The sequence below is a fragment of the Streptomyces sp. NPDC058751 genome (assembly GCF_042746485.1).
Taxonomy (GTDB): Bacteria; Actinomycetota; Actinomycetes; order Streptomycetales; family Streptomycetaceae; genus Streptomyces.
In genome coordinates this window covers 99,491-117,129 of sequence record NZ_JBHYPZ010000024.1, presented here as the reverse complement: position 1 = coordinate 117,129, position 17,639 = coordinate 99,491, and the positions used below count along the sequence as shown (strand labels likewise).

General features: G+C 71.2%; 18 protein-coding genes. 10 read left to right on the top strand and 8 right to left on the bottom strand.

Going from position 1 to position 17,639, the window contains the following annotated elements; genetic code table 11:
* Positions 1–124: 124 nt before the first annotated feature.
* A complete protein-coding gene (locus ACFW6B_RS22735) occupies positions 125–1,222 on the bottom strand; it encodes a TniQ family protein (protein WP_386598334.1) in 1,098 nt (365 codons plus the stop codon).
* A gap of 168 nt (positions 1,223–1,390) precedes the next feature.
* Here ACFW6B_RS22735 and ACFW6B_RS22730 point away from each other — a divergent pair, with 168 nt between their 5' ends.
* Genes ACFW6B_RS22730 through ACFW6B_RS22720 form a run of 3 tightly spaced genes read left to right on the top strand, consistent with a single transcriptional unit; the run spans position 1,391 to position 3,978 of the window.
* Positions 1,391–1,846: a hypothetical protein gene (locus tag ACFW6B_RS22730; protein ID WP_386598333.1), complete on the top strand. Its 456-nt coding sequence runs from the start codon at positions 1,391–1,393 to the stop codon at positions 1,844–1,846.
* 47 nt (positions 1,847–1,893) lie between these two features.
* Positions 1,894–2,355, top strand: coding sequence for a hypothetical protein (locus tag ACFW6B_RS22725; protein ID WP_386598332.1), 462 nt, complete (start codon positions 1,894–1,896; stop codon positions 2,353–2,355).
* Between the two features lie 42 nt (positions 2,356–2,397).
* Positions 2,398–3,978 (top strand): hypothetical protein, encoded by a 1,581-nt coding sequence (locus tag ACFW6B_RS22720; RefSeq protein WP_386598331.1) that lies wholly within the window; start codon positions 2,398–2,400, stop codon positions 3,976–3,978.
* A gap of 494 nt (positions 3,979–4,472) precedes the next feature.
* Here ACFW6B_RS22720 and ACFW6B_RS22715 read toward each other — a convergent pair whose 3' ends face one another.
* Entirely contained in the window at positions 4,473–5,126 is a 654-nt protein-coding gene (locus ACFW6B_RS22715) for an FMN-dependent NADH-azoreductase (RefSeq protein WP_386598330.1), read from the bottom strand.
* A 286-nt stretch (positions 5,127–5,412) separates the two neighbouring features.
* Here ACFW6B_RS22715 and ACFW6B_RS22710 point away from each other — a divergent pair, with 286 nt between their 5' ends.
* From ACFW6B_RS22710 to ACFW6B_RS22695, 4 genes are all read left to right on the top strand, one after another.
* Positions 5,413–5,775, top strand: a complete 363-nt coding sequence (locus ACFW6B_RS22710; RefSeq protein WP_386598329.1) for a winged helix-turn-helix transcriptional regulator — start codon at positions 5,413–5,415, stop codon at positions 5,773–5,775.
* Positions 5,776–5,965: 190 nt separating this feature from the next.
* Positions 5,966–7,567: a DUF2252 domain-containing protein gene (locus ACFW6B_RS22705; RefSeq protein WP_386598328.1), complete on the top strand. Its 1,602-nt coding sequence runs from the start codon at positions 5,966–5,968 to the stop codon at positions 7,565–7,567.
* Between the two features lie 167 nt (positions 7,568–7,734).
* Positions 7,735–8,757: a hypothetical protein gene (locus ACFW6B_RS22700; RefSeq protein ID WP_386598326.1), complete on the top strand. Its 1,023-nt coding sequence runs from the start codon at positions 7,735–7,737 to the stop codon at positions 8,755–8,757.
* A gap of 33 nt (positions 8,758–8,790) precedes the next feature.
* Complete coding sequence (locus ACFW6B_RS22695; RefSeq protein WP_386598325.1) at positions 8,791–9,138, top strand: rhodanese-like domain-containing protein; 348 nt, start codon at positions 8,791–8,793, stop codon at positions 9,136–9,138.
* Positions 9,139–9,218: 80 nt separating this feature from the next.
* Here ACFW6B_RS22695 and ACFW6B_RS22690 read toward each other — a convergent pair whose 3' ends face one another.
* The 6 genes from ACFW6B_RS22690 to paaA all read right to left on the bottom strand — a co-directional run bounded on the left by ACFW6B_RS22690 (position 9,219) and on the right by paaA (position 14,135).
* Complete coding sequence (locus tag ACFW6B_RS22690; RefSeq protein WP_386598324.1) at positions 9,219–10,352, bottom strand: acyl-CoA dehydrogenase family protein; 1,134 nt, start codon at positions 10,350–10,352, stop codon at positions 9,219–9,221.
* 157 nt (positions 10,353–10,509) lie between these two features.
* Positions 10,510–11,574 (bottom strand): 2Fe-2S iron-sulfur cluster-binding protein, encoded by a 1,065-nt coding sequence (locus ACFW6B_RS22685; RefSeq protein WP_386598323.1) that lies wholly within the window; start codon positions 11,572–11,574, stop codon positions 10,510–10,512.
* Positions 11,574–12,101, bottom strand: a complete 528-nt coding sequence (gene paaD / locus ACFW6B_RS22680; protein WP_386598321.1) for a 1,2-phenylacetyl-CoA epoxidase subunit PaaD — start codon at positions 12,099–12,101, stop codon at positions 11,574–11,576. Before paaD ends, ACFW6B_RS22685 begins: the two co-directional genes overlap by 1 nt.
* Positions 12,095–12,814 (bottom strand): 1,2-phenylacetyl-CoA epoxidase subunit PaaC, encoded by a 720-nt coding sequence (gene paaC, locus ACFW6B_RS22675; RefSeq protein WP_386598320.1) that lies wholly within the window; start codon positions 12,812–12,814, stop codon positions 12,095–12,097. Before paaC ends, paaD begins: the two co-directional genes overlap by 7 nt.
* Positions 12,811–13,098 carry a 1,2-phenylacetyl-CoA epoxidase subunit PaaB gene (paaB, locus tag ACFW6B_RS22670; RefSeq protein WP_164372737.1) on the bottom strand — a complete coding sequence of 96 codons (288 nt, stop codon included), beginning with the start codon at positions 13,096–13,098 and terminating at the stop codon, positions 12,811–12,813. Before paaB ends, paaC begins: the two co-directional genes overlap by 4 nt.
* A complete protein-coding gene (gene paaA, locus ACFW6B_RS22665; RefSeq protein WP_386598319.1) occupies positions 13,095–14,135 on the bottom strand; it encodes a 1,2-phenylacetyl-CoA epoxidase subunit PaaA in 1,041 nt (346 codons plus the stop codon). The genes paaB and paaA overlap by 4 nt, the downstream gene beginning before the upstream one ends.
* A 461-nt stretch (positions 14,136–14,596) precedes the next feature.
* Here paaA and ACFW6B_RS22660 point away from each other — a divergent pair, with 461 nt between their 5' ends.
* Genes ACFW6B_RS22660 through ACFW6B_RS22650 form a run of 3 tightly spaced genes read left to right on the top strand, consistent with a single transcriptional unit; the run spans position 14,597 to position 17,636 of the window.
* The gene (locus ACFW6B_RS22660; RefSeq protein WP_386598318.1) at positions 14,597–15,661 is read left to right on the top strand and encodes a DUF5819 family protein; all 1,065 of its coding nucleotides are present in this window, start codon (positions 14,597–14,599) and stop codon (positions 15,659–15,661) included.
* Entirely contained in the window at positions 15,658–16,890 is a 1,233-nt protein-coding gene (locus ACFW6B_RS22655; RefSeq protein ID WP_386598317.1) for an HTTM domain-containing protein, read from the top strand. The genes ACFW6B_RS22660 and ACFW6B_RS22655 overlap by 4 nt, the downstream gene beginning before the upstream one ends.
* On the top strand, positions 16,887–17,636 hold the full coding sequence (locus tag ACFW6B_RS22650; RefSeq protein WP_386598315.1) for a TrmH family RNA methyltransferase: 750 nt from the start codon (positions 16,887–16,889) through the stop codon (positions 17,634–17,636). The genes ACFW6B_RS22655 and ACFW6B_RS22650 overlap by 4 nt, the downstream gene beginning before the upstream one ends.
* The last annotated feature ends 3 nt before the right edge of the window (positions 17,637–17,639 follow it).

Sequence of the window (17,639 nt, the reverse complement as noted above, 5' to 3'; positions counted from 1 at the left end):
TGAGTGCCCATGGCTCTGTGACGAGCCCGGGAATCCGGTAGGGCTCTTTCCCGGCCCAGCACGGAGAGTCTCGTTCACCGGGATCCGCCGGGGTCGAATCCGTCGGCTTCGCCCCTGGCGCATCTCAGAGCCAGCCGCCAAGAACGATCAACCCTCGGTGCACCAGCGGCTCGACGAAGGGATTGGGTCGAAGCGAGGGCCCGTAAGCCAACTCCGCCACGTCCATGCGCCACGGCGTACGCCGGTGATCGAGGAGCCGGAGGTCGGCGACCCGGTCGGCGACCCGGTCGGCGACCTCCGAGGCGGAACGCCCACGGCGCAGAAACCAGTCCGCGGCACAAACGGCAGCCGCCACCCGAAGCGAGTCGGTCCACGGCCTTCTCCCGTCCCTCTTTCGTTGGGTGGTGCCCCTGGGGGAGCGCACCGCGTACCGCAGGAGAGGGTCACCGCGCCGCAGCATCGACGGGGACATGAGCGGGATCAGGACCGAAGCCAGGGCCACGAGCATTCTGTCCTCGTGCGAGGGCGTCCCATCGAGCCAGGTGTGGACGCGAGTCTGCAGGGTCAGAACGGACTCGTCGCTCACCGGCGTCGGCTGGCCCAGGGCCAACGGGAAACCGCACGGCTCTCCAAGGCCGTAGTTCCCCTCCCCCTCGTCGGTCCAGTTCTCACAGGCTCGCTCGGGTGGGGCGTCATGCCGGAAATGGACGGTGTCCCAGCAGGCCTGGCACTCGGTCACCAAGTACACCCCGTGGTTCACACACACGAACGACCAGGGAAGTTTCCAGCGCAGAAGCCAGCGCGGACCGTCTTTGCCGCGCAAGCACTTCGGGCACCAGCGTGCCCGTGAGTGATGGAACCAGGCCCCCTTGTGCCATTGCTCGACCGCCACACCGTCGGACGAGAACGGCGGCAGATGCGGCAGCGCGTTGCCGGCATAGCGCGCGAGGGTCATCGCGTGCAGGCGCTCGGCGTCCATCCCGGTGAGTTCCTCCATCCGTCGAACCACCGGGCCGGATATCCGCATCTCGGCCCCGGAGAGACCCCCGAGCCGATCGAGATGAAGTTCCCGCAGGAGCGCCTTCGTCTCGAGTTCCTGTTGCCGGGCGAGTGCGCCGATCCAACTGGTCAGTGACTCCCCGGGTATCGGCTCGATCGCGGGCAGGGCCAGCGTGCGGCGGGGCTGGCGACGCTTCTGCGCTGTCTTCTTCGCAGTATTCACGAGGCGCATCCTGTGGCAGGCGCATTCCGGCGAACTGCGAGTCGCGAACAGATCACCGATGTGGGTGACCCTGAGCGCTCTTTCCTTACGGGATCCTGGCCCGTCGCGCATCGCCCTGCTGGAACTCCCGGAGATGCTATTCGAATAACATTGAGGGAAGGTGGAGGCATGGACGATGCCCCCACGGACGGCCGCGACGTAGTACGTCCTGTCCTCACCGATTCCTTGAAGCGCCGACTCCTCCTGATCCCGTCCGCGCCCGACAGCGAAGTCGACTGCTGGACCGTGCCGACGTTCCCCATACGCCCCGGTGAGACCGTCCGCCGCGCGGCAATGAGACATCTGCGTCGCGTTGCCCATCTCCCCGCGCTTCGCATTCAGCCGCTCATCGGCCGCCTCTCCCGCAGGGACGTACCGCAGGGCGTTCAGTACGTCGTCGTGGTGCGGCCCGCAGGAGAGAGCTGGCCGTCGGCCGTCCGCTTCGCGCTCGCCCCGGAAGCCCAGTGGTGGACGACGGCCGAACTGCGGTCGTCCGGAGAACGGGTCGAGCCCGCTGAACTGCTCGACTTCATGGACGGCTACTGGGAGGGGTGGCTGCCGGACGGAGAGATCTCGCTGGAGTGACCGCTGGTGCCGGCGCCTGGATCGAACCCGCAGAAGGAGGACGAGCAGTGACCTTGCACGCCATCGAAAACGCTCTGACCCGGTCCGTCGAAGCCGTCGAGCTCAGGGCCGCACAGCAGGAGAGTGCCCTACCCCTGGCCGCCGTCGGCGACGGCAAACGACTCGTGGTCCTGGTGCCAGCCAAGAACGAACGCCGGGCCATGCGGAAGATCTGGAAGCGGCTGGAGGACGTACTTCCCATCGACGTGCTCTGCACGCTGTTTCCGGGACCCGACGGCAAGTACCTCATGAGCATCCCCATGAGCGAGGAGATCCACGACCGGATCCGAAGTCACGCAGCGGCTGAACAGAAGACTCCGGAGGAATACCTGCAACAGGCGATCGCACAGGCACTGGCTCGCGATCGGTCAACGCGCCAGGCCCAGTTGGAGTGTCGGCTCAACGAACTGCTGAATACGTACAGCGCCGAGGAGGTCGCTGGAGCGGCGGCGCGGCAGATCACGACATGAGTTCCCTCGTTCGATGTCAGTGTGGTCCGCTAGCGTCCGCTCATGGCTCTTGAACCGCTTTGGGAAGCGCTGGTCGACGCTCCCTCTTTGTCTCCCTCGCAGCAGCGTGTCCTGGCCGAGCTCGTGGCTCAGCGGGGTGGCACCGAGACGGCAACTCGCTTCTTCACCCGGGCGGATGTGACAGCGGAAACCCGCGCTCACCTGATTCGGAAGGCTTACGACCGGCAACTGATCAAGGCCGTGCTGGCCACGCCCGTGGTGACCACGGAGATGCTGCTGCTCGCCGCCGACAAGCTGGGCGTCGAGACCGTCCTGATCGAGGTCGCCCGGACGCGATGGGACCTCCAGGAGGCCCAGTTGCTGCTCATCGAGAGGCTGGATCATGCCTCGGCTCGTCGCGTTGCGGAGTCGTGGGGTTACTTCGGTCACGAGCTGCGTACGGCGCTGATCGACGCCGCCATTCGGGACAAGCCCCAGGACCTTGGGAAAGACATAGCCTCCGATGCCCAGCGCAAAGCTGAAGAGGATGCATACATGGCCAAGGTCAAGGCCTGGCACGACGACATCTGGGTGCTCCTGTCAGGCGAGTCTGCCAAGGGGCTGTGGCCGGAACTCATCGCTCGCGGCAGGGACCACGACAGCACTCGCCTCATCGTCAACTTCCTGCTCAGCAGGGCAAAGGAGCTCGCCGACGAAACCCTTTGGGCTTGCCTGAAGTCGGCGTTCGCCGACGATGCTCCTGAATCCGACCCTGACCTCGGGGGCTGGGGAGCATGGTTGGAGCTCGAGCGGATCGCGAAAATCGTCAGCCGTCATCCCCGCGCGCTTTTCCTGCATGGAGTCGTTCTCCGCCCCCGGGTGGCGGCCTTGACCGCGGCGGTCGTGGCTGATTTGAGGGAGGAGGGCATATCGACGTGGGACTGGTCGCGCCTCGATCCGGTTGCTGCCGTGTGCACCAGTCCCGAGGCGCTCGACGATGTCGCCAGTCTCGTGTCGACCGCCGTCTCACCCTCCTGGAAGCGCCGCTCGGGGCCCGATCCCGAATGGGCCGCTGGCCGGACCAAGGCCGCCGACGCCCTGGCCATGAACCCATTGCTCCCCTCGGCTGCTCTGGCTCTCGTCGCTCCCCTGCTCAGTCCCGCAGTCGCCGCTCGCTTCGTCCTGCACCCGGATGAGCAGGTGCGGAAGGCAGCGGAAGAGGTCGTTGCTCAGGCCATCGGGAAGGTCCGCAGCGAGCGTCACGGTGCACCGACCTCCCGTAAGGAGCCCGAGCGTCCGGCGGTGCCTTCGGACGATGTCCTGGCCGAGAGCGGGGACCCGCGAGCCGAACTGGCTGCCTTTCTGCCTCTCAAAGGGCCGGCGGCGCACAAGCGGCAGGTCGCCGAGGCGATCGCCGCATCCCGGTTCGCGGACGCGGACCTCCTCCGGCAGCTGCCGGCCCCCATCGCGCTGGGAAGCACGGCGCAGGCTTCAGAGGTTGCCCGACTGCTTCAGGGGGACCTGGGCGACAACGCCGACGCGTGGGAGGCGTTTGCGGAGAAGGTAGGACGCCTTACCTCCAATGCCACCAAGAGCCTGTCGACGCTGATCGACGAGGCGCTCGACAGCGGGTCCGGTGCCTGACTACCCGCGTGGTCTGCGCGGTGGGAAACGATCAAACATTGCCCGGGAAATGATCTTGGCTGCTCCTGGATAGCCGCTGACCAGCGCATTCCGTCGGTGCCCCACCAGCCGAAAGCCCCTCAGGTCATCGACCTGAGGGGCTTTCGCGTTGTCCGGGGTGCTTCCCGGTGCTCTCCTCCACGGGGGCCTCCGCCGGCTTTCCCCGGTTCTCGCGCGATGGCGTACGCCGGGTGGTGCCGGTCGTCATGGGTCGTGCGGGCGGCCGGGGGCGCTGTGAAGTGTGACGATGCTCTCACGCAAGTGGTGCGGAGTTGGCGGGTACTCGGGGGGTCGGCGGCCGGTGAACGGCCGTTCGCGGACCTGGAGCTCCCGGACGGGACGGAGCCCCGCAGGGCCGGGGGCGGTCCTGCGGGGCTGTGCGTCCGGTCCTGCGGGGGACGTGTGCCGCCGTGCCGTGTGCCGGTGGGTGGTGCGGCGGGCGCCGGGGGCCGTGATCAGGCGGCGAGACGCGCCGCGACCTTCTTGGCCCGGGTCGCCGCGTCGTCGAGGGCCTTGCTCCGGGACGCCTCGAAGAGCGGGACCAGGTCGGACATCGCCGGGTTGTGCGGGGCCATGGTGAGCTCCGGGACGATGAATTCGACGTCGAGGGCGAGCATGTCGCCCAGCACGGCCTGCAGGTAGTTCTGCACGTACTCGAAGCCCTCGCGCGGAGTGCCCGGCGCGTACGAGCCGCCGCGGCTGGCGACGACGGTGACCGGGGTGCCCTTGGTCTTCGCGTCCTCGGTCATGGCGGTGCGCCCGACGAGGATGACGTTGTCCAGCCATGCCTTGAGGGTCGAGGGGACGGACAAGTTGTACATGGGGGCGCCGATCAGGATCGCGTCCGCGTTCTCCACCTCCTCGATCAGCTCCAGACGCGCGGCGAAGGCCTCGGCCTGCCCGGGGGTGTGCGTCTCAGGGGCGGCGAAACCGGCGCTGTGGGCATCGGCGGTGATGTGCGGCACAGGGTGCGCGGCGAGGTCGCGGTGGACGACCGTGCCGTCGGGGTGCTGCTCCTCCCAGGCCGCGCGGAAGGCGTCCGTCACGGCGCGCGAGACGGAGGAGCCGTCGGGAGAGGCGGACGAGTCGATGTGGAGGAGGGTGGCCATGGTGATCTCCAGATGAAAGAGGGTGTGAGGGGTGTGAGGGATGTACGGGGTGGTGATTCGGAGCCCGGGGCGGGCCGGCCCCGGGGCCCTTGAGGGGCGGGGGCGGTCCGGGCGGACGTCGGAGCTCCGGGTGGGGCGGGTCGCGGGTGCGGGTCGTGAACCGGATCGGGGCAGGGCTGTCGCAGGGAGCCGAGTCGCCGGGTGGCTTCTCTTTCGTGCCTAACTAGAGATAACACAGCCACTTACTTTTTTTCATCCCCTTGCGAGGGCGCAGTACCCTGGGCTCATGCCAGAACCGGGAAGCCGCGACGCGGGGCCGTGCCAGAAGGTCGACGACGGCATGACCCGTGTCTTCACGCTGCTCGGAAAACGATGGACGGGCCTCGTCATCGCGGTCCTGATGCAGCACCCCGTCCACTTCGCCGATCTGCGCAGAGCGATCCCCGGCATCAGCGAGCGGATGCTCTCGGACCGGCTCACCGAACTCGGCGTGGCCGGCCTGGTCGTGCGCAACGTCGACGAGGGCCCGCCGCTGCGGGTCTGCTACGCCCTGACGGAGGCGGGCGCGGCGCTGGAACCAGCCCTCAAGGAGCTGGGTTCCTGGGCGGAGCGGTACCTGCCGGAGGGCGGGCCCTGCCGGGTGCGGTAGCGGGGCGCGGTGGGGCGCGTCGTGGCGTGGTGCGCCGAGGTGCGTCGCCGCCGGTCGGACGGTGGGCGCGGGTGATGTCGTGGCGGTTCTCCCGGGACCCTGTGGAGTTGTCCACAGGGTCTGACGCGTTTTCCCGGCCGGCTGTACGGTCAGCACGAATTGATGTTCGTGCGCGGGGGAGGCGGTCGTGATGGCCGAGGTCGGTACAGCGGGGGCGGAACGGCGGCCGACGCCGGGCGGAGCGGCCGGGCTGGTCGAGCAGGCCGGGCCGGTGCGGCGGGACAGCGGTGGCGGGCAGGGAGGGGGCGCGTTCGTGCCGGAGCCCCCGCGGCCGTCTTCGTCCGCCGGCGGGGCGTCCGTGGAGGCGGGACCGGCGGCCGGGGAGCGGTCGGCGGCCGAGGCGTCCGTCGGCCGGGGGTTCGCGGTTCCGGGCTTCGCCGCCTGGCCGGTCAAGGGCTCGCCCAAGGAGGAGGGGAAGGCCCTGCGCGGGCGGGTGCCGCGCGAGGCGCACGCCGAGTTCCTGGTGGACGCCGACCGGCCGGACGCCGTGACCGCGGTCGAGGAGTCCAACCGGGGCCGCATTCCCGGGCTCACCCCGATACGGGTCGGCAGGATGGCGGCCACGCCCTTCGCGTTCCTGCGCGGCAGCGCCGGCCTCATGGCGTACGACCTCGCCCGCACCCCGATGACCGGCGTCAGCGCCCAGATCTGCGGTGACGCCCACGCGGCGAACTTCGGCCTGTACGGGGACGCGCGCGGTGGCCTGGTCATCGACCTGAACGACTTCGACGAGACGGTGCACGGCCCCTGGGAATGGGACCTCAAGCGGCTCGCCACCTCGCTCGTGCTCGCGGGCCGGGAAGCCGGCGCCGACGAGGACACCTGCCGCGACGCCGCGCGCGACTGTGTCGGCGCCTACCGCCGCACCATGCGCCTGCTGGCCAAGCTGCCGGTGCTGGACGCCTGGAACGCCATCGCCGACGAGGAACTCGTCTCGCACACCGACGCCCATGACCTCCTCGGCACCCTGGAGCGGGTCTCGGAGAAGGCGCGGGCCAACACCAGCGGACGGTTCGCGGCCAGGTCGACGGAGGCCGTGGAGGGCGGCGGCCGTCGCTTCGTCGACGCGGCACCCGTGCTGCGCCGCGTTCCCGACGAGGAGGCGGCCGCGGTCGCGGCGTCCCTGGAGCACTATCTGACGACGCTCTCCGAGGACCGCCTCCCCCTGCTCGCCCGCTACGCGGTGCACGACGTCGCCTTCCGGGTCGTCGGCACCGGCAGCGTCGGTACCCGCTCGTACGTCGTGCTGCTCCTGGACCACCGCGGCGAAGCCCTGGTCCTCCAGGTCAAGGAGGCCCGTGCCTCTGCTCTGCTCCCGCACCTGGCGACCATCGGCCGTCCGGCGCCCGAGGTGGCCCACGAGGGCCGCCGGGTCGTCCTCGGCCAGAAGCGCATGCAGGTCGTCAGCGACATCCTTCTCGGCTGGACCTCGGTCGAGGGCCTCCCCTACCAGGTACGCCAGTTCCGCAACCGCAAGGGCAGTGTCGACCCCGCCGCACTGGCCGCCGACCACATCGACGACTACGGCCGTATGACCGGCGCCCTGCTGGCACGCGCCCACAGCCACAGCGCCGACCCGCGCCTGATAGCCGGGTACTGCGGCAAGGGCGAGGAACTGGACGAGGCCGTCGCCTCCTTCGCCGTCGTCTACGCGGACCGCACGGAAGCGGACCACGCGGCCCTGACGGCGGCGGTCCGAAACGGACGGATAGCTTCCGAACCGGGGGTGTGACCCCGGGGCGCCGCCGGTCCGGTGCCGGCGCGGGGTGGTACGGCGCCGGTCGCGGGGGTTGGGATGATCGGGGTGGTTGGGGGCAATGGGGTCGTTGTGGCCGGTCAGGCGGCCGTCGGGACGGGGAGGACAGTGAGCCCCGGGGGAGTGTGGCCTACGCTGGTCGGGTGACGACCCCGGAAGCCGATCAGAGCCAGCCCGAGCCCGCCTTCGAGGGGGCCGGGGAACACTCCGGCGCGCCGGAGGGCGGGACTCCCCACGCCTCCCCCGGCGACGACGGCCGCGTCACGGACGCGGAGAGCGCCGACGCGCCTTCCGGCGCCTCTTCCGACGGCCTTGCCGGTTCCCCGGCGGAGCAGGGCGAGGCCCGGGCCGATGATGGACAGAGCCCGGCTCCGGGTGGGGACGACCGGCCCGAGGCACGCCTCGAACGGGCCGTGCGGGCGGCCGAGCAGGCGCTGATCGAGTTCGAGATCGCCGTGGAGACCTTCCGCGTCGAGGTCGAGAACTTCTCCCGGCTGCACCACCAGAAGCTCGGTCCCATGTACTCCCGGCTCGACGAGCTGGACGCCCAGATCGCCGAGGCGCGTGCCGCGATCACCGGTGACCCCGAGGACGTGTTCAAGGCGCACGAGGCACGGGCCCGGGTCATGCCCATGCCCGGCGTCGAGGAGCTGTTCCACGGCTGGATGGACTCGGAAGGACTGTTCCCCGAGGCCGTGGCCATGCTCACGGACCAGCCCGTACGGCCCCCGCAGCGCGTGCGTCCCAGCGAGGAGGTCCGCAAGCTCTTCCGCGAGCTGGTCCGCAAGGCCCACCCGGACCTCGCGCAGGACGACGACGAGCGCAAGCGGCGTGACGAGTTCATCGCCCGGGTGAACATCGCGTACGCCAGGGGCGACGAGGCGTTGCTGCGGGAGCTGGCCGCGGAGTGGGCCGCCGGTCCCGCGCCCGTGGAGTGGAAGCCGAGCGCCAGCGAAGAGCTCTACGCCCGCCTCGAATGGCTCTCCGAGCGCAAGGAGATGCTCACCCTCGTCGCCCGCGAGCTGGAGGAGAGCGCCATCGGCGCCATGCTCAAGCTGGCCCCGGAGGACCCGGACAGGCTCCTGGACGAGATCGCCGAGCAGCTGCTGACGCAGGTCGGTGAGCGCGAGCACGAACTGGCGGCGCTGATCGCCCAGGCTCCCTGAGCTTCGCCGGCTCGGTCGGGTAGCGTCGTAAGCATGAGTTTCGGAGCTGGTGTGCCTACGGTCGGGGTCGGCGGTCTCGCGGCCGACGACTTCCTGCTGGACGTCCGGGAGGACGACGAGTGGGAGGCAGGTCACGCCCAGGGGGCGCTGCACATCCCCATGAGCGACTTCGTCGCCCGGTTCGGCGAGCTGACCGAGGCGGCCCCGCAGGACGGCCGGGTCAACGTGATCTGCCGCTCCGGCGGGCGTTCGGCCCAGGTCACCATGTACCTGGTGCAGCAGGGCATCGACGCCGCGAACGTCGAGGGCGGCATGCAGACCTGGGAGGCGGCGGGCCGCCCGGTCGTGAACGGCAAGGGCGAGCCCGGCTTCGTGCTGTAGCCGGGGCCCGTCCGCCCCGGGGCGCCGCGGGACCGGCCCGCCCGCCCGGGGAACGGCGTTGCCTGGAGGGGGCGGTCCCGTCACCCCAGGGAGTGGGCCGCCAGCAGGTCGCCCAGGGCTTCCTCGTGTGCCGACGCCGGGCCCAGTGACAGTTCCAGGTGCTTGGCCCAGGCGTGGTACCGGTGCAGGGCGTACTCGGTGTCGGCGCCGAACCCTCCGTGCAGGTGCTGGGCGGTCTGCACGACCCTGCGGACCCCTTCCGAGGCCCAGATCTTGGCGACGGCCACATCACCGGCGGCCGGGAGCGCGCCGTCGGCTCCCGTGCCGATCCGCCACGCGGCCTGCCACAGCGTCGCCTCCATCGCGCGCAGGTCGATGTAGCGGTCGGCGGCCTGAACGGCGACCGCCTGGAACGTGGCGACGGGGAATCCGAACTGCTCCCGCCGGCTCGTGTACGCGCTCGTCATCCGGAGCACTTCCTCCCCGAGCCCGAGCGCCAGCGCACAGGTGCCGGTGGCGAGCAGGTCACGCAGCCACTCCCACGCCCCCGGCGCGTCGATGACATGCCGGTCGGCGATCCGCGCGGACTCCAGCCGCAGTTCGCCCAGCCGCTCACCGGTCGTGGAGATCTGCTCGGCGAGAACGGCCCCTTCGTGGTCGCGGGGAACCAGCGCGAGGACGGTCCGGTCGGCGTCCGTGTGCGCGGGCACGACGGTGAAGTCTGCGTCCAGGGCCCAGGGGATCGCCGTCTGCACGCCGTCGAGGACCCAGCCCGCGCCGTCCCGCCGCGCGGTCACGGCGCGCCCGGCCGGGTCGTGACCGGTCCTGCCGTTGGCCGCGACGGTCAGCACGAGTTCGCCCCTGCCGGACCGCGCCGTCAGCTCCGCTTTCGCTTCCTTGCCGCCGTAGCGCTGCACGGCGGCCGTCGCCGCGCTGTTCTCCAGCAGCGGCACCCGTGCCAGCACCTTCGCCGACTCCCGCAGGACGAGACACAGCGCGATCGCGTCGAGGCCCGCCCCTCCGGACTCCTCGTCGAGCAGCAGGCTCAGCAGGTCCGCGTCGGCGAGCCTCGCCCACAGGGTCCGGTCGAAGTCCTCGGCGACGGCGCCCGTGGTGTCCGCCGGGCTGGGCACCCCGTCGGGGGAGACCCCGGCGAACACCCCCCGCGCCGCCTCGGCCGCCGCCTGCTGCTCCTCGGTGAAGGTGAAGTCCACGATCCCGTCCTTCCACGCACGCACCGGACCAACGACCAGACGGAAAGCCTGATCTGACGGTGCGTCAAGATAGAACAGGTTCTATGAGAAGGGAACGGCCGACGATCGGTCACTCCTTCCCGACGGCCGGAGCCGGACTCGCCGGCCGGAGTCCGGCTCAGCGGTCGAAGTCCAACTCGACCTTCTCCGTGGCGGGATGGGACTGGCAGGCCAGTACGTACCCGGCCTCCGTCTCCTCCGGTTCCAGCGCGAAGTTGCGGTCCATCCGCACCTCGCCCGAGACGAGGAACGCCCGGCAGGTGCCGCACACGCCGCCCTTGCAGGCGTACGGCGCGTCCGGACGGTTGCGCAGGACCGCGTCCAGCAGCGACTCGCCGTCCTGGACGGGCCAGGTGCCGCCGCGTCCGTCGAGCCGTGCGGTGACCGTGCTGTGCGCCGGAGCCGGTACGGCGGAAGGGACGGTGGTGCCGGCGTCCACGTGGAAGATCTCCTCGTGGATGCGCGTCCGGGACACCCCGAGTCCGCGAAGCGCCCGCTCGGTGCCCTGCACGAGCCCCATCGGCCCGCACAGGAACCATCCCGCCACCCGGTCCACGGGCAGCAGCGCCGGAAGCAGACCGGTCAGCCGCTCCTCGTCGAGCCGGCCGGACGGCAGTCCCGCCTGCTGCTCCTCCCGGGAGAGGACGGTCACCAGCTGGAACCGCTGCGGATAGCGGTCCTTGAGGTCGGCGACCTCCTCCAGGAACATCGTCGAGGCGGACGTGCGGTCGCTGCGGATCAGGCAGAAGCTCGCGTCCGGCTCCCGCGCCAGCAGGGTCGAGGCGATCGACAGCACCGGGGTGATCCCGCTGCCGCCCACCACCGCCGCGTACAGGCCGGGCGAGGGCTCCAGGGTGAAGCGTCCCGCCGGGATCATCACCTCCACCTCGTCGCCGACGGCGATCTCCTTGAGCGCGTACGTCGAGAACGCGCCTCCGTCGACCAGGCGCACACCGACCCTCAGGGTGCGCGGTGCCTCGTCCTCGGGGGCGGGCGCCGGTGAACAGATGGAGTACGTGCGGCGGATCTCCGCGCCGTCGACCGTGCGGCGCAGCGCCAGGTGCTGGCCGGCGGCGTGCCGGTAGTCCTCGCGCAGTTCCGCGGGCACCGCGAGGGTCAGGGCCACGGAGTCGTCGGTGATCCGGTCGACCGCGGCCACCGTGAGCGGGTGGAAGCGGGCCATCACAGCTCCTTGAAGTGGTCGAACGGTTCGCGGCAGGACAGACAGCGGCGCAGCGCCTTGCACGCGGTGGAGGAGAAGCGGCTGAGCAGCTCGGTGTCGGCCGATCCGCAGGCCGGGCAGCGGACGGGTTCCGGCTCCGCCGCGACCGTACGGGTCGGCCCCAGGTCGAGGGCCACGGGTCCGGCGGGACGGTTGCCGCGGGGCGGGGCTATCCCGAACTCCCGCAGTTTGCGGCGGCCTTCGTCGGAGATGTCGTCGGTCGACCAGGCGGGGCTGAGCACCGTGCGCACCGACACCTCGCGTATGCCGTGCTCGTGGAGCACCCGCTCGATGTCCATGGACATGGCCTCGACGGCCGGGCAGCCGGTGTAGGTCGGGGTCAGTTCGACCTCGACGCTGTCCGCGCCGCGGACGTGGACGGCGCGCAGCACGCCGAGGTCGTCCAGGGTGAGAACGGGCAGCTCGGGGTCGGGCACGGAGCCCGCCAGCCGACGCAGCTCCTCCTCCAGGGCGGTGGCCGTCACCATGACGCCCCCGGGTGGCTGCGGTGCAGGTGCTGCATCTCCGCGAGCATCCGCCCGAAGGGCTCGGTGTGCAGGCCCTGGCGTCCCGCGCCGGCCGTCCAGGCCCCGGTCCGCGGGCCCTCGGGGACGGTCAGCGTGGCCCGGCGGAGGACGGCTTCCACGGACTGCGTCCAGGCGGCCCGGAGACCGTCCCAGTCGATGTCGACGCCGTCGAGCGGCTGGAACATCTCGCCGGTGAAGCGCCACAGGGCCCGGCACGCCCGGTCCATCCGCTCGTGGCTCTCGTCCGTGCCGTCGCCGAGGCGCAGCGTCCACTGCTCGGCGTGGTCCTGGTGGTAGGCGACCTCTTTGACGGCCTTGGCGGCCAGGGGAGCGAACTCGCTCTCCCCAGAAGCCAGTTGTGTGTAGAGAAGCCGCTGATAGGTCGAGAAGTAGAGCTGCCGGGCGATGGTGTGCGCGAAGTCGCCGTTCGGCTGCTCGACCAGCTGGAGGTTGCGGAAGGAGCGCTCCTCGCGGAGGTACGCCAGCTCGTCCTCGTCGCCGGCCATGGACAGCAGGACCCGGGCCTGGCCGAGCAGGTCCAGGGCGATGTTGGCCAGGGCGACTTCCTCTTCGAGGACGGGCGCGTGGCCGGCCCACTCCCCCAGCCGGTGCGAGAGCACCAGCGCGTCGTCGGCGAGGGCCAGGGCGGCCGCGGTGTTCACGGTGAGGGTCACAGGTGCTTCACCCCTTCCGGGATCTCGTAGAACGTCGGGTGCCGGTAGGGCTTGTCCGCGGACGGCTCGAAGAACGGGTCCTTCTCGTCGGGAGAGGAGGCCGTCACGGCGGCGGAGGGGACGACCCAGATGGAGACACCCTCGCCGCGGCGCGTGTACAGATCGCGGGCGTTGCGCAGCGCCAGCTCGGCGTCCGGCGCGTGCAGGCTGCCGGCGTGGGTGTGCGAGAGTCCCCGGCGCGAGCGCACGAAGACCTCCCACAGCGGCCAGTCGGTGTTCGTCATGCTCGGGTCGCTCCTGTCTCACCGGTCGTGCTCGTCGAGCCGACGGCCTGGCTCGTGTGCTTGTCCGCGTACGCCGCGGCGGCTTCCCGCACCCACGCGCCCTCCTCGTGGGCGCGGCGGCGCTGGGTTATCCGCTGGTCGTTGCAAGGGCCGTTGCCCTTGAGGACCTCCCAGAACTCCGTCCAGTCGATGGCGCCGAAGTCGTGGTGTCCGCGCTCCTCGTTCCATACGAGGTCGGGGTCGGGCAGGGTCAGGCCGAGCGATTCGGCCTGGGGGACGCAGATGTCGACGAAGCGCTGGCGCAGCTCGTCGTTGGAGTGGCGCTTGATCTTCCACGCCATCGACTGGGCGGAGTGCGAGGACTCGTCGTCGGGCGGGCCGAACATCATCAGGGAGGGCCACCACCAGCGGTCGACCGCGTCCTGTGCCATCGCGTGCTGTTCGGGGGTGCCCTGGCTCAGGGCCAGCAGCAGTTCGTACCCCTGGCGCTGGTGGAAGGACTCCTCCTTGCACACGCGGATCATGGCGCGCGCGTACGGGCCGTACGAGCAGCGGCACAGGGGGACCTGGTTGGTGATCGCCGCGCCGTCCACGAGCCAGCCGATGGCGCCGACGTCCGCCCAGGTCAGCGTCGGGTAGTTGAAGATCGACGAGTACTTCTGGCGGCCGGAGTGCAGCTTGTCCAGCAGTTCGTCGCGGCTGACGCCGAGCGTCTCGGCCGCGCTGTACAGGTACAGGCCGTGTCCCGCCTCGTCCTGGACCTTCGCCATCAGGATCGCCTTGCGACGCAGCGAGGGCGCGCGCGTGATCCAGTTGGCCTCCGGCTGCATGCCGATGATCTCGGAGTGGGCGTGCTGCGCGATCTGGCGGACCAGGGTGGAGCGATAGGCCTCGGGCATCCAGTCGCGCGGTTCGATGCGCTCGTCGGCCGCCACCGCGGCGTCGAAGACGACCTCGTACGCGGCTGTCCGCGCCGCTTCGTCGGCGGCTTCGTCCGCTTGTGTGCGGGCCGTGTGGTGCGCTGATGCTGTCGCCATGCGGTCCCCCTCGACCTCTCGCTCCCGACCGACCGATCGTTCGGTCCATTCGCAACAATGGTCGGTCGGGCACCGTTCGGTGTCAACCGCTGTGGATAACCTCGTGGGCGTCGGTGCGGCCGTCGTGGCATCGGGAGCCGTGCCGGAGCGCCGGCTCTGATTACGGTTCGCTTGCGTACGTCGTGGCGCGGTGCGGCGTGGCGGTACGGTGCCCGCAGTCCGGCGGCCGGCGGCCGGCAATCGGATTCGGGATCGTGAATCGGGGCGGGATGGACGCGAGGAACGAGGGCTCTGAACGGGAGCCGGGTTCGGTCGCGCCCGAGAGGGGCGCGCCCGGTGGTGCCACCGGCGGTACGGCGTTGCCCGGCCCGCGGCCGGCCGACGGTCCGCGGACCGGGGCGGAGGTCTCCCCGGAGCCCGGCCACGGTGAGCCCGAGGGGGCGGCTTCCGGGGAGCCCGGGGTGACCGGGACCGAGGAGGTGGTCTCTTCGGAGTCCGGGGCGATCGGGGCCGATGTGGTGGCTTCGGTGGAGTCCGGGGCGACCGGGCCCGAGGCGGCGGCCTCTGCTGAGTCCGAGACGGCCGGCCCCGATGCGGTGGTGCTTCCGGGGCCCGGGACTTCCGGGGCCGGGGCGGTGTCCCGCCCGGAGCCCGAGGTGACCGGACCGGTCGCGGGTGCGGGCGAGGAGGACGCGGGGGTGTCCGAGGTTTCCGGGCCGGCCGGTTCCGAGGCGGTGACTCTTCCCGAGCGCGTGGAGGCCGTGTCCCAGAAGGCCGCGCCCGCGGGCCTCGACGGGGCCGGGTCCGGTGCGACGGCCGCCCCGGAACACCCCGGAGAAGCCGCCCGGCCGAAGGACGCGGCCCCCGTCGGCCTCGCGGCCCTGTCCTTGGGGCCTCAGATCGTCGCGGCCCTCGCCCTGGCCCTCGTGGCCGTCGGGGCCTGTGTGCACCTCGGCATGGTCTTCCTGCACGTCTCGCCCTCGAACACGGTGACCAAGCAGCACGGTCGTGCGATCGACGAATGGATCTACCCCGAGTTCGAGCAGAACTGGAAGCTCTTCGCCCCCAACCCGCTGCAGCAGGACATCGCGGTCCAGGTCCGGGCCATGGTGCGGACGGAGGACGGCATCAGCCAAGAGACCGGCTGGTACGGCCTGTCGGCGCTCGACGGACGGGCCATCGACGGAAATCCGCTGCCGAGCCACACCCAGCAGAACGAACTGCGCCGCGCCTGGGACTTCTACGTCGCCACGCACGAAGACGAGAACCGTCCCGTGGGCCTGCGCGGCGACCTCGCGGAGCGCTATCTGCGCCGTATCGGTGTGCTGCGTCTCGACCGCGAGCACGCGGGCGGCGAGGGAGCCGTCGTCGAACGCGTCCAGTTCCGCTCCCTCACCACCGACGTGCCGCCTCCCCGGTGGAGCGACGAGAAGGTGTCCGACCGGCCCGTCGTCCGGGAACTGCCCTGGTGGTCCGTTCCCGGGAGCGACCGCGCGGACGGGCTGACGGAGGCGAGCGCCCGATGAACCGACTCGCTCCGACGATCGCGCGCGGCATCGCCCGGGTCACCGAGTCCGCACTCGGCCCGTACCAGAGCGCCGTGATCCGTATCGGCTTCGCCGCCACCTGGCTGCTGTTCCTGCTGCGCGAGTACCCCCACCGCCAGGAGATGTACGGGCCCGACGCCCCCTGGAGCTGGGACCTCGCCCGGCAGCTCGTCGCGAACAACCACGCCTTCACGGTCCTGCTGTGGTCCGACGGCCAGGTGTGGTTCGAGACGGTCTACGCCGTCGCCGCCCTCGCCGCCGCCCTGCTGCTGGTGGGGTGGCGGACCCGCGCGGTGTCCGTGCTGTTCATGATCGGCGTGCTGTCCCTGCAGAACCGCAGCGTCTTCATCGGGGACGGCGGGGACAACGTCCTCCACCTGATGGCGATCTACCTGGTGTTCACCCGCTGCGCCCAGGTGTGGTCCCTCGACGCGCGGCGGGACCGGCTCGCCCGCGAGGCGCACGCGCGGGGCGAGCGGCCCGGGCCCGACCGGGTGGGCCCGGTGCTGTGGGCGGGGCTCGGGATCGTGCTGGCGGTGGCGACGGGCGCGGGACGGATCGACGGGGGCGCCTTCGGCGGCTGGGCCACGGTCTTCTGGGGGCTGTGGGCGGCGCAGGGCCTGTGGTGGGCGGTCGGCCGTCTCGCCCGCACCGTGGAGCCGCGCGTCCTGCTGGACGTCCTCGCCAATCTCGTGCACAACGCCGCCCTGATGATCATCATGGCCGAGGCGTGTCTGATCTACGCGACCGCGGGCTGGTACAAGATCCAGGGCTCGCGCTGGCAGGACGGCACCGCCGTCTACTACCCGCTCCACCTGGAGTCCTTCTCCCCCTGGCCTGCGCTGTCCGACCTCATGTCGGCGCACGGCACGATCGTGATGCTGGTGACGTACGGGACGGTCGTCGCGCAGGTCGCCTTCCCCTTCACCCTGTTCAACCGGCGGGTCAAGAACGTCCTGCTGGCGGTCATGATGACCGAGCACGCCGTGATCGCCGTGGTCCTCGGGCTGCCGTTCTTCTCCCTCGCGATGATCGCCGCGGACGCCGTGTTCCTGCCCACGTCCTTCCTGCGGCGCCTGGGCGGACGGGTCGCACGCGCGCGTGACCGGCTGTTTCCCGGCGGCGACCGTACGGTGCCGGGGCAGCGGGAGCCGGTCCCGGGCGCTCCGGAGGAGCCCGAGCCCGGGCACGTAGGCTTCACCGCATGAACGACCCGGTACGCGTCTGGTGCCAGCTCCGCGACGACTCCGTCCTGCTCGACGGTTTCCACGCCCTCAAGCACGCGGTGCGCTTCGGGGCGCGCGTCCCGGTGGCCGTCACGACCGACCGGCCGGCGGTGCTCGAACTGGCCGAGGAACTCGCCCCCGACGTACGTGCCGCGCTCGACGGGCTGCTGACCGAGATCCCCGGGACGGCGTTCACGGCACTCGTGCCGCGGCCGCATCCCACCTCGGTGGCGGCTCTCGCCGTACGTCCCTCACGCGCCGCCCACCTGGAGACGCTGGCCCGGGCGCCGCGCACCGCGCCCGTGGTCGTCCTCGACAATCCGCGCAACCTCGGCAACGCGGGCGCGGTGATCCGGCTCGCGGCGGGCTTCGGAGCGACCGGGGTGGTCACGACGGGCACGCTCGACCCCTGGCACCCCACGGTCGTACGAGGCGGGGCCGGACTGCACTTCGCGACCGCCGTCGAGCGCCTTGCCGTGGACGAACTGCCGGCGGGCCCGGTGTTCGCGCTCGACCCCGAGGGCGAGGACATCCGGGGGACGAAGCTCCCCGACGACGCCCTGCTCGCCTTCGGCTCGGAGCGCAGCGGGCTGTCCGCCGAACTGCGCTCCCGGGCCGACCACCTGGTCTCGCTGCCGATGCGCCCCCAGGTCTCCAGCTACAACCTCGCGACCAGTGTGGCCATGACGCTGTTCCACTGGAGCGCCGCGGAGGGCGCACCGGCGTAGGGG

Excerpts from the sequence above, each read along its gene's own strand:
- ACFW6B_RS22685 (WP_386598323.1), bottom strand. The coding sequence starts at position 11,574 with ATGGCCCGCTTCCACCCGCTCACGGTGGCCGCGGTCGACCGGATCACC.
- ACFW6B_RS22710 (WP_386598329.1), top strand. The coding sequence starts at position 5,413 with ATGCCAGAACCGGGAAGCCGCGACGCGGGGCCGTGCCAGAAGGTCGAC.
- ACFW6B_RS22650 (WP_386598315.1), top strand. The coding sequence starts at position 16,887 with ATGAACGACCCGGTACGCGTCTGGTGCCAGCTCCGCGACGACTCCGTC.
- ACFW6B_RS22730 (WP_386598333.1), top strand. The coding sequence starts at position 1,391 with ATGGACGATGCCCCCACGGACGGCCGCGACGTAGTACGTCCTGTCCTC.
- ACFW6B_RS22705 (WP_386598328.1), top strand. The coding sequence starts at position 5,966 with ATGGCCGAGGTCGGTACAGCGGGGGCGGAACGGCGGCCGACGCCGGGC.
- ACFW6B_RS22715 (WP_386598330.1), bottom strand. The coding sequence starts at position 5,126 with ATGGCCACCCTCCTCCACATCGACTCGTCCGCCTCTCCCGACGGCTCC.
- paaB (WP_164372737.1), bottom strand. The coding sequence starts at position 13,098 with ATGACGAACACCGACTGGCCGCTGTGGGAGGTCTTCGTGCGCTCGCGC.
- ACFW6B_RS22695 (WP_386598325.1), top strand. The coding sequence starts at position 8,791 with ATGAGTTTCGGAGCTGGTGTGCCTACGGTCGGGGTCGGCGGTCTCGCG.
- paaA (WP_386598319.1), bottom strand. The coding sequence starts at position 14,135 with ATGGCGACAGCATCAGCGCACCACACGGCCCGCACACAAGCGGACGAA.
- paaD (WP_386598321.1), bottom strand. The coding sequence starts at position 12,101 with ATGGTGACGGCCACCGCCCTGGAGGAGGAGCTGCGTCGGCTGGCGGGC.
- ACFW6B_RS22720 (WP_386598331.1), top strand. The coding sequence starts at position 2,398 with ATGGCTCTTGAACCGCTTTGGGAAGCGCTGGTCGACGCTCCCTCTTTG.
- ACFW6B_RS22655 (WP_386598317.1), top strand. The coding sequence starts at position 15,658 with ATGAACCGACTCGCTCCGACGATCGCGCGCGGCATCGCCCGGGTCACC.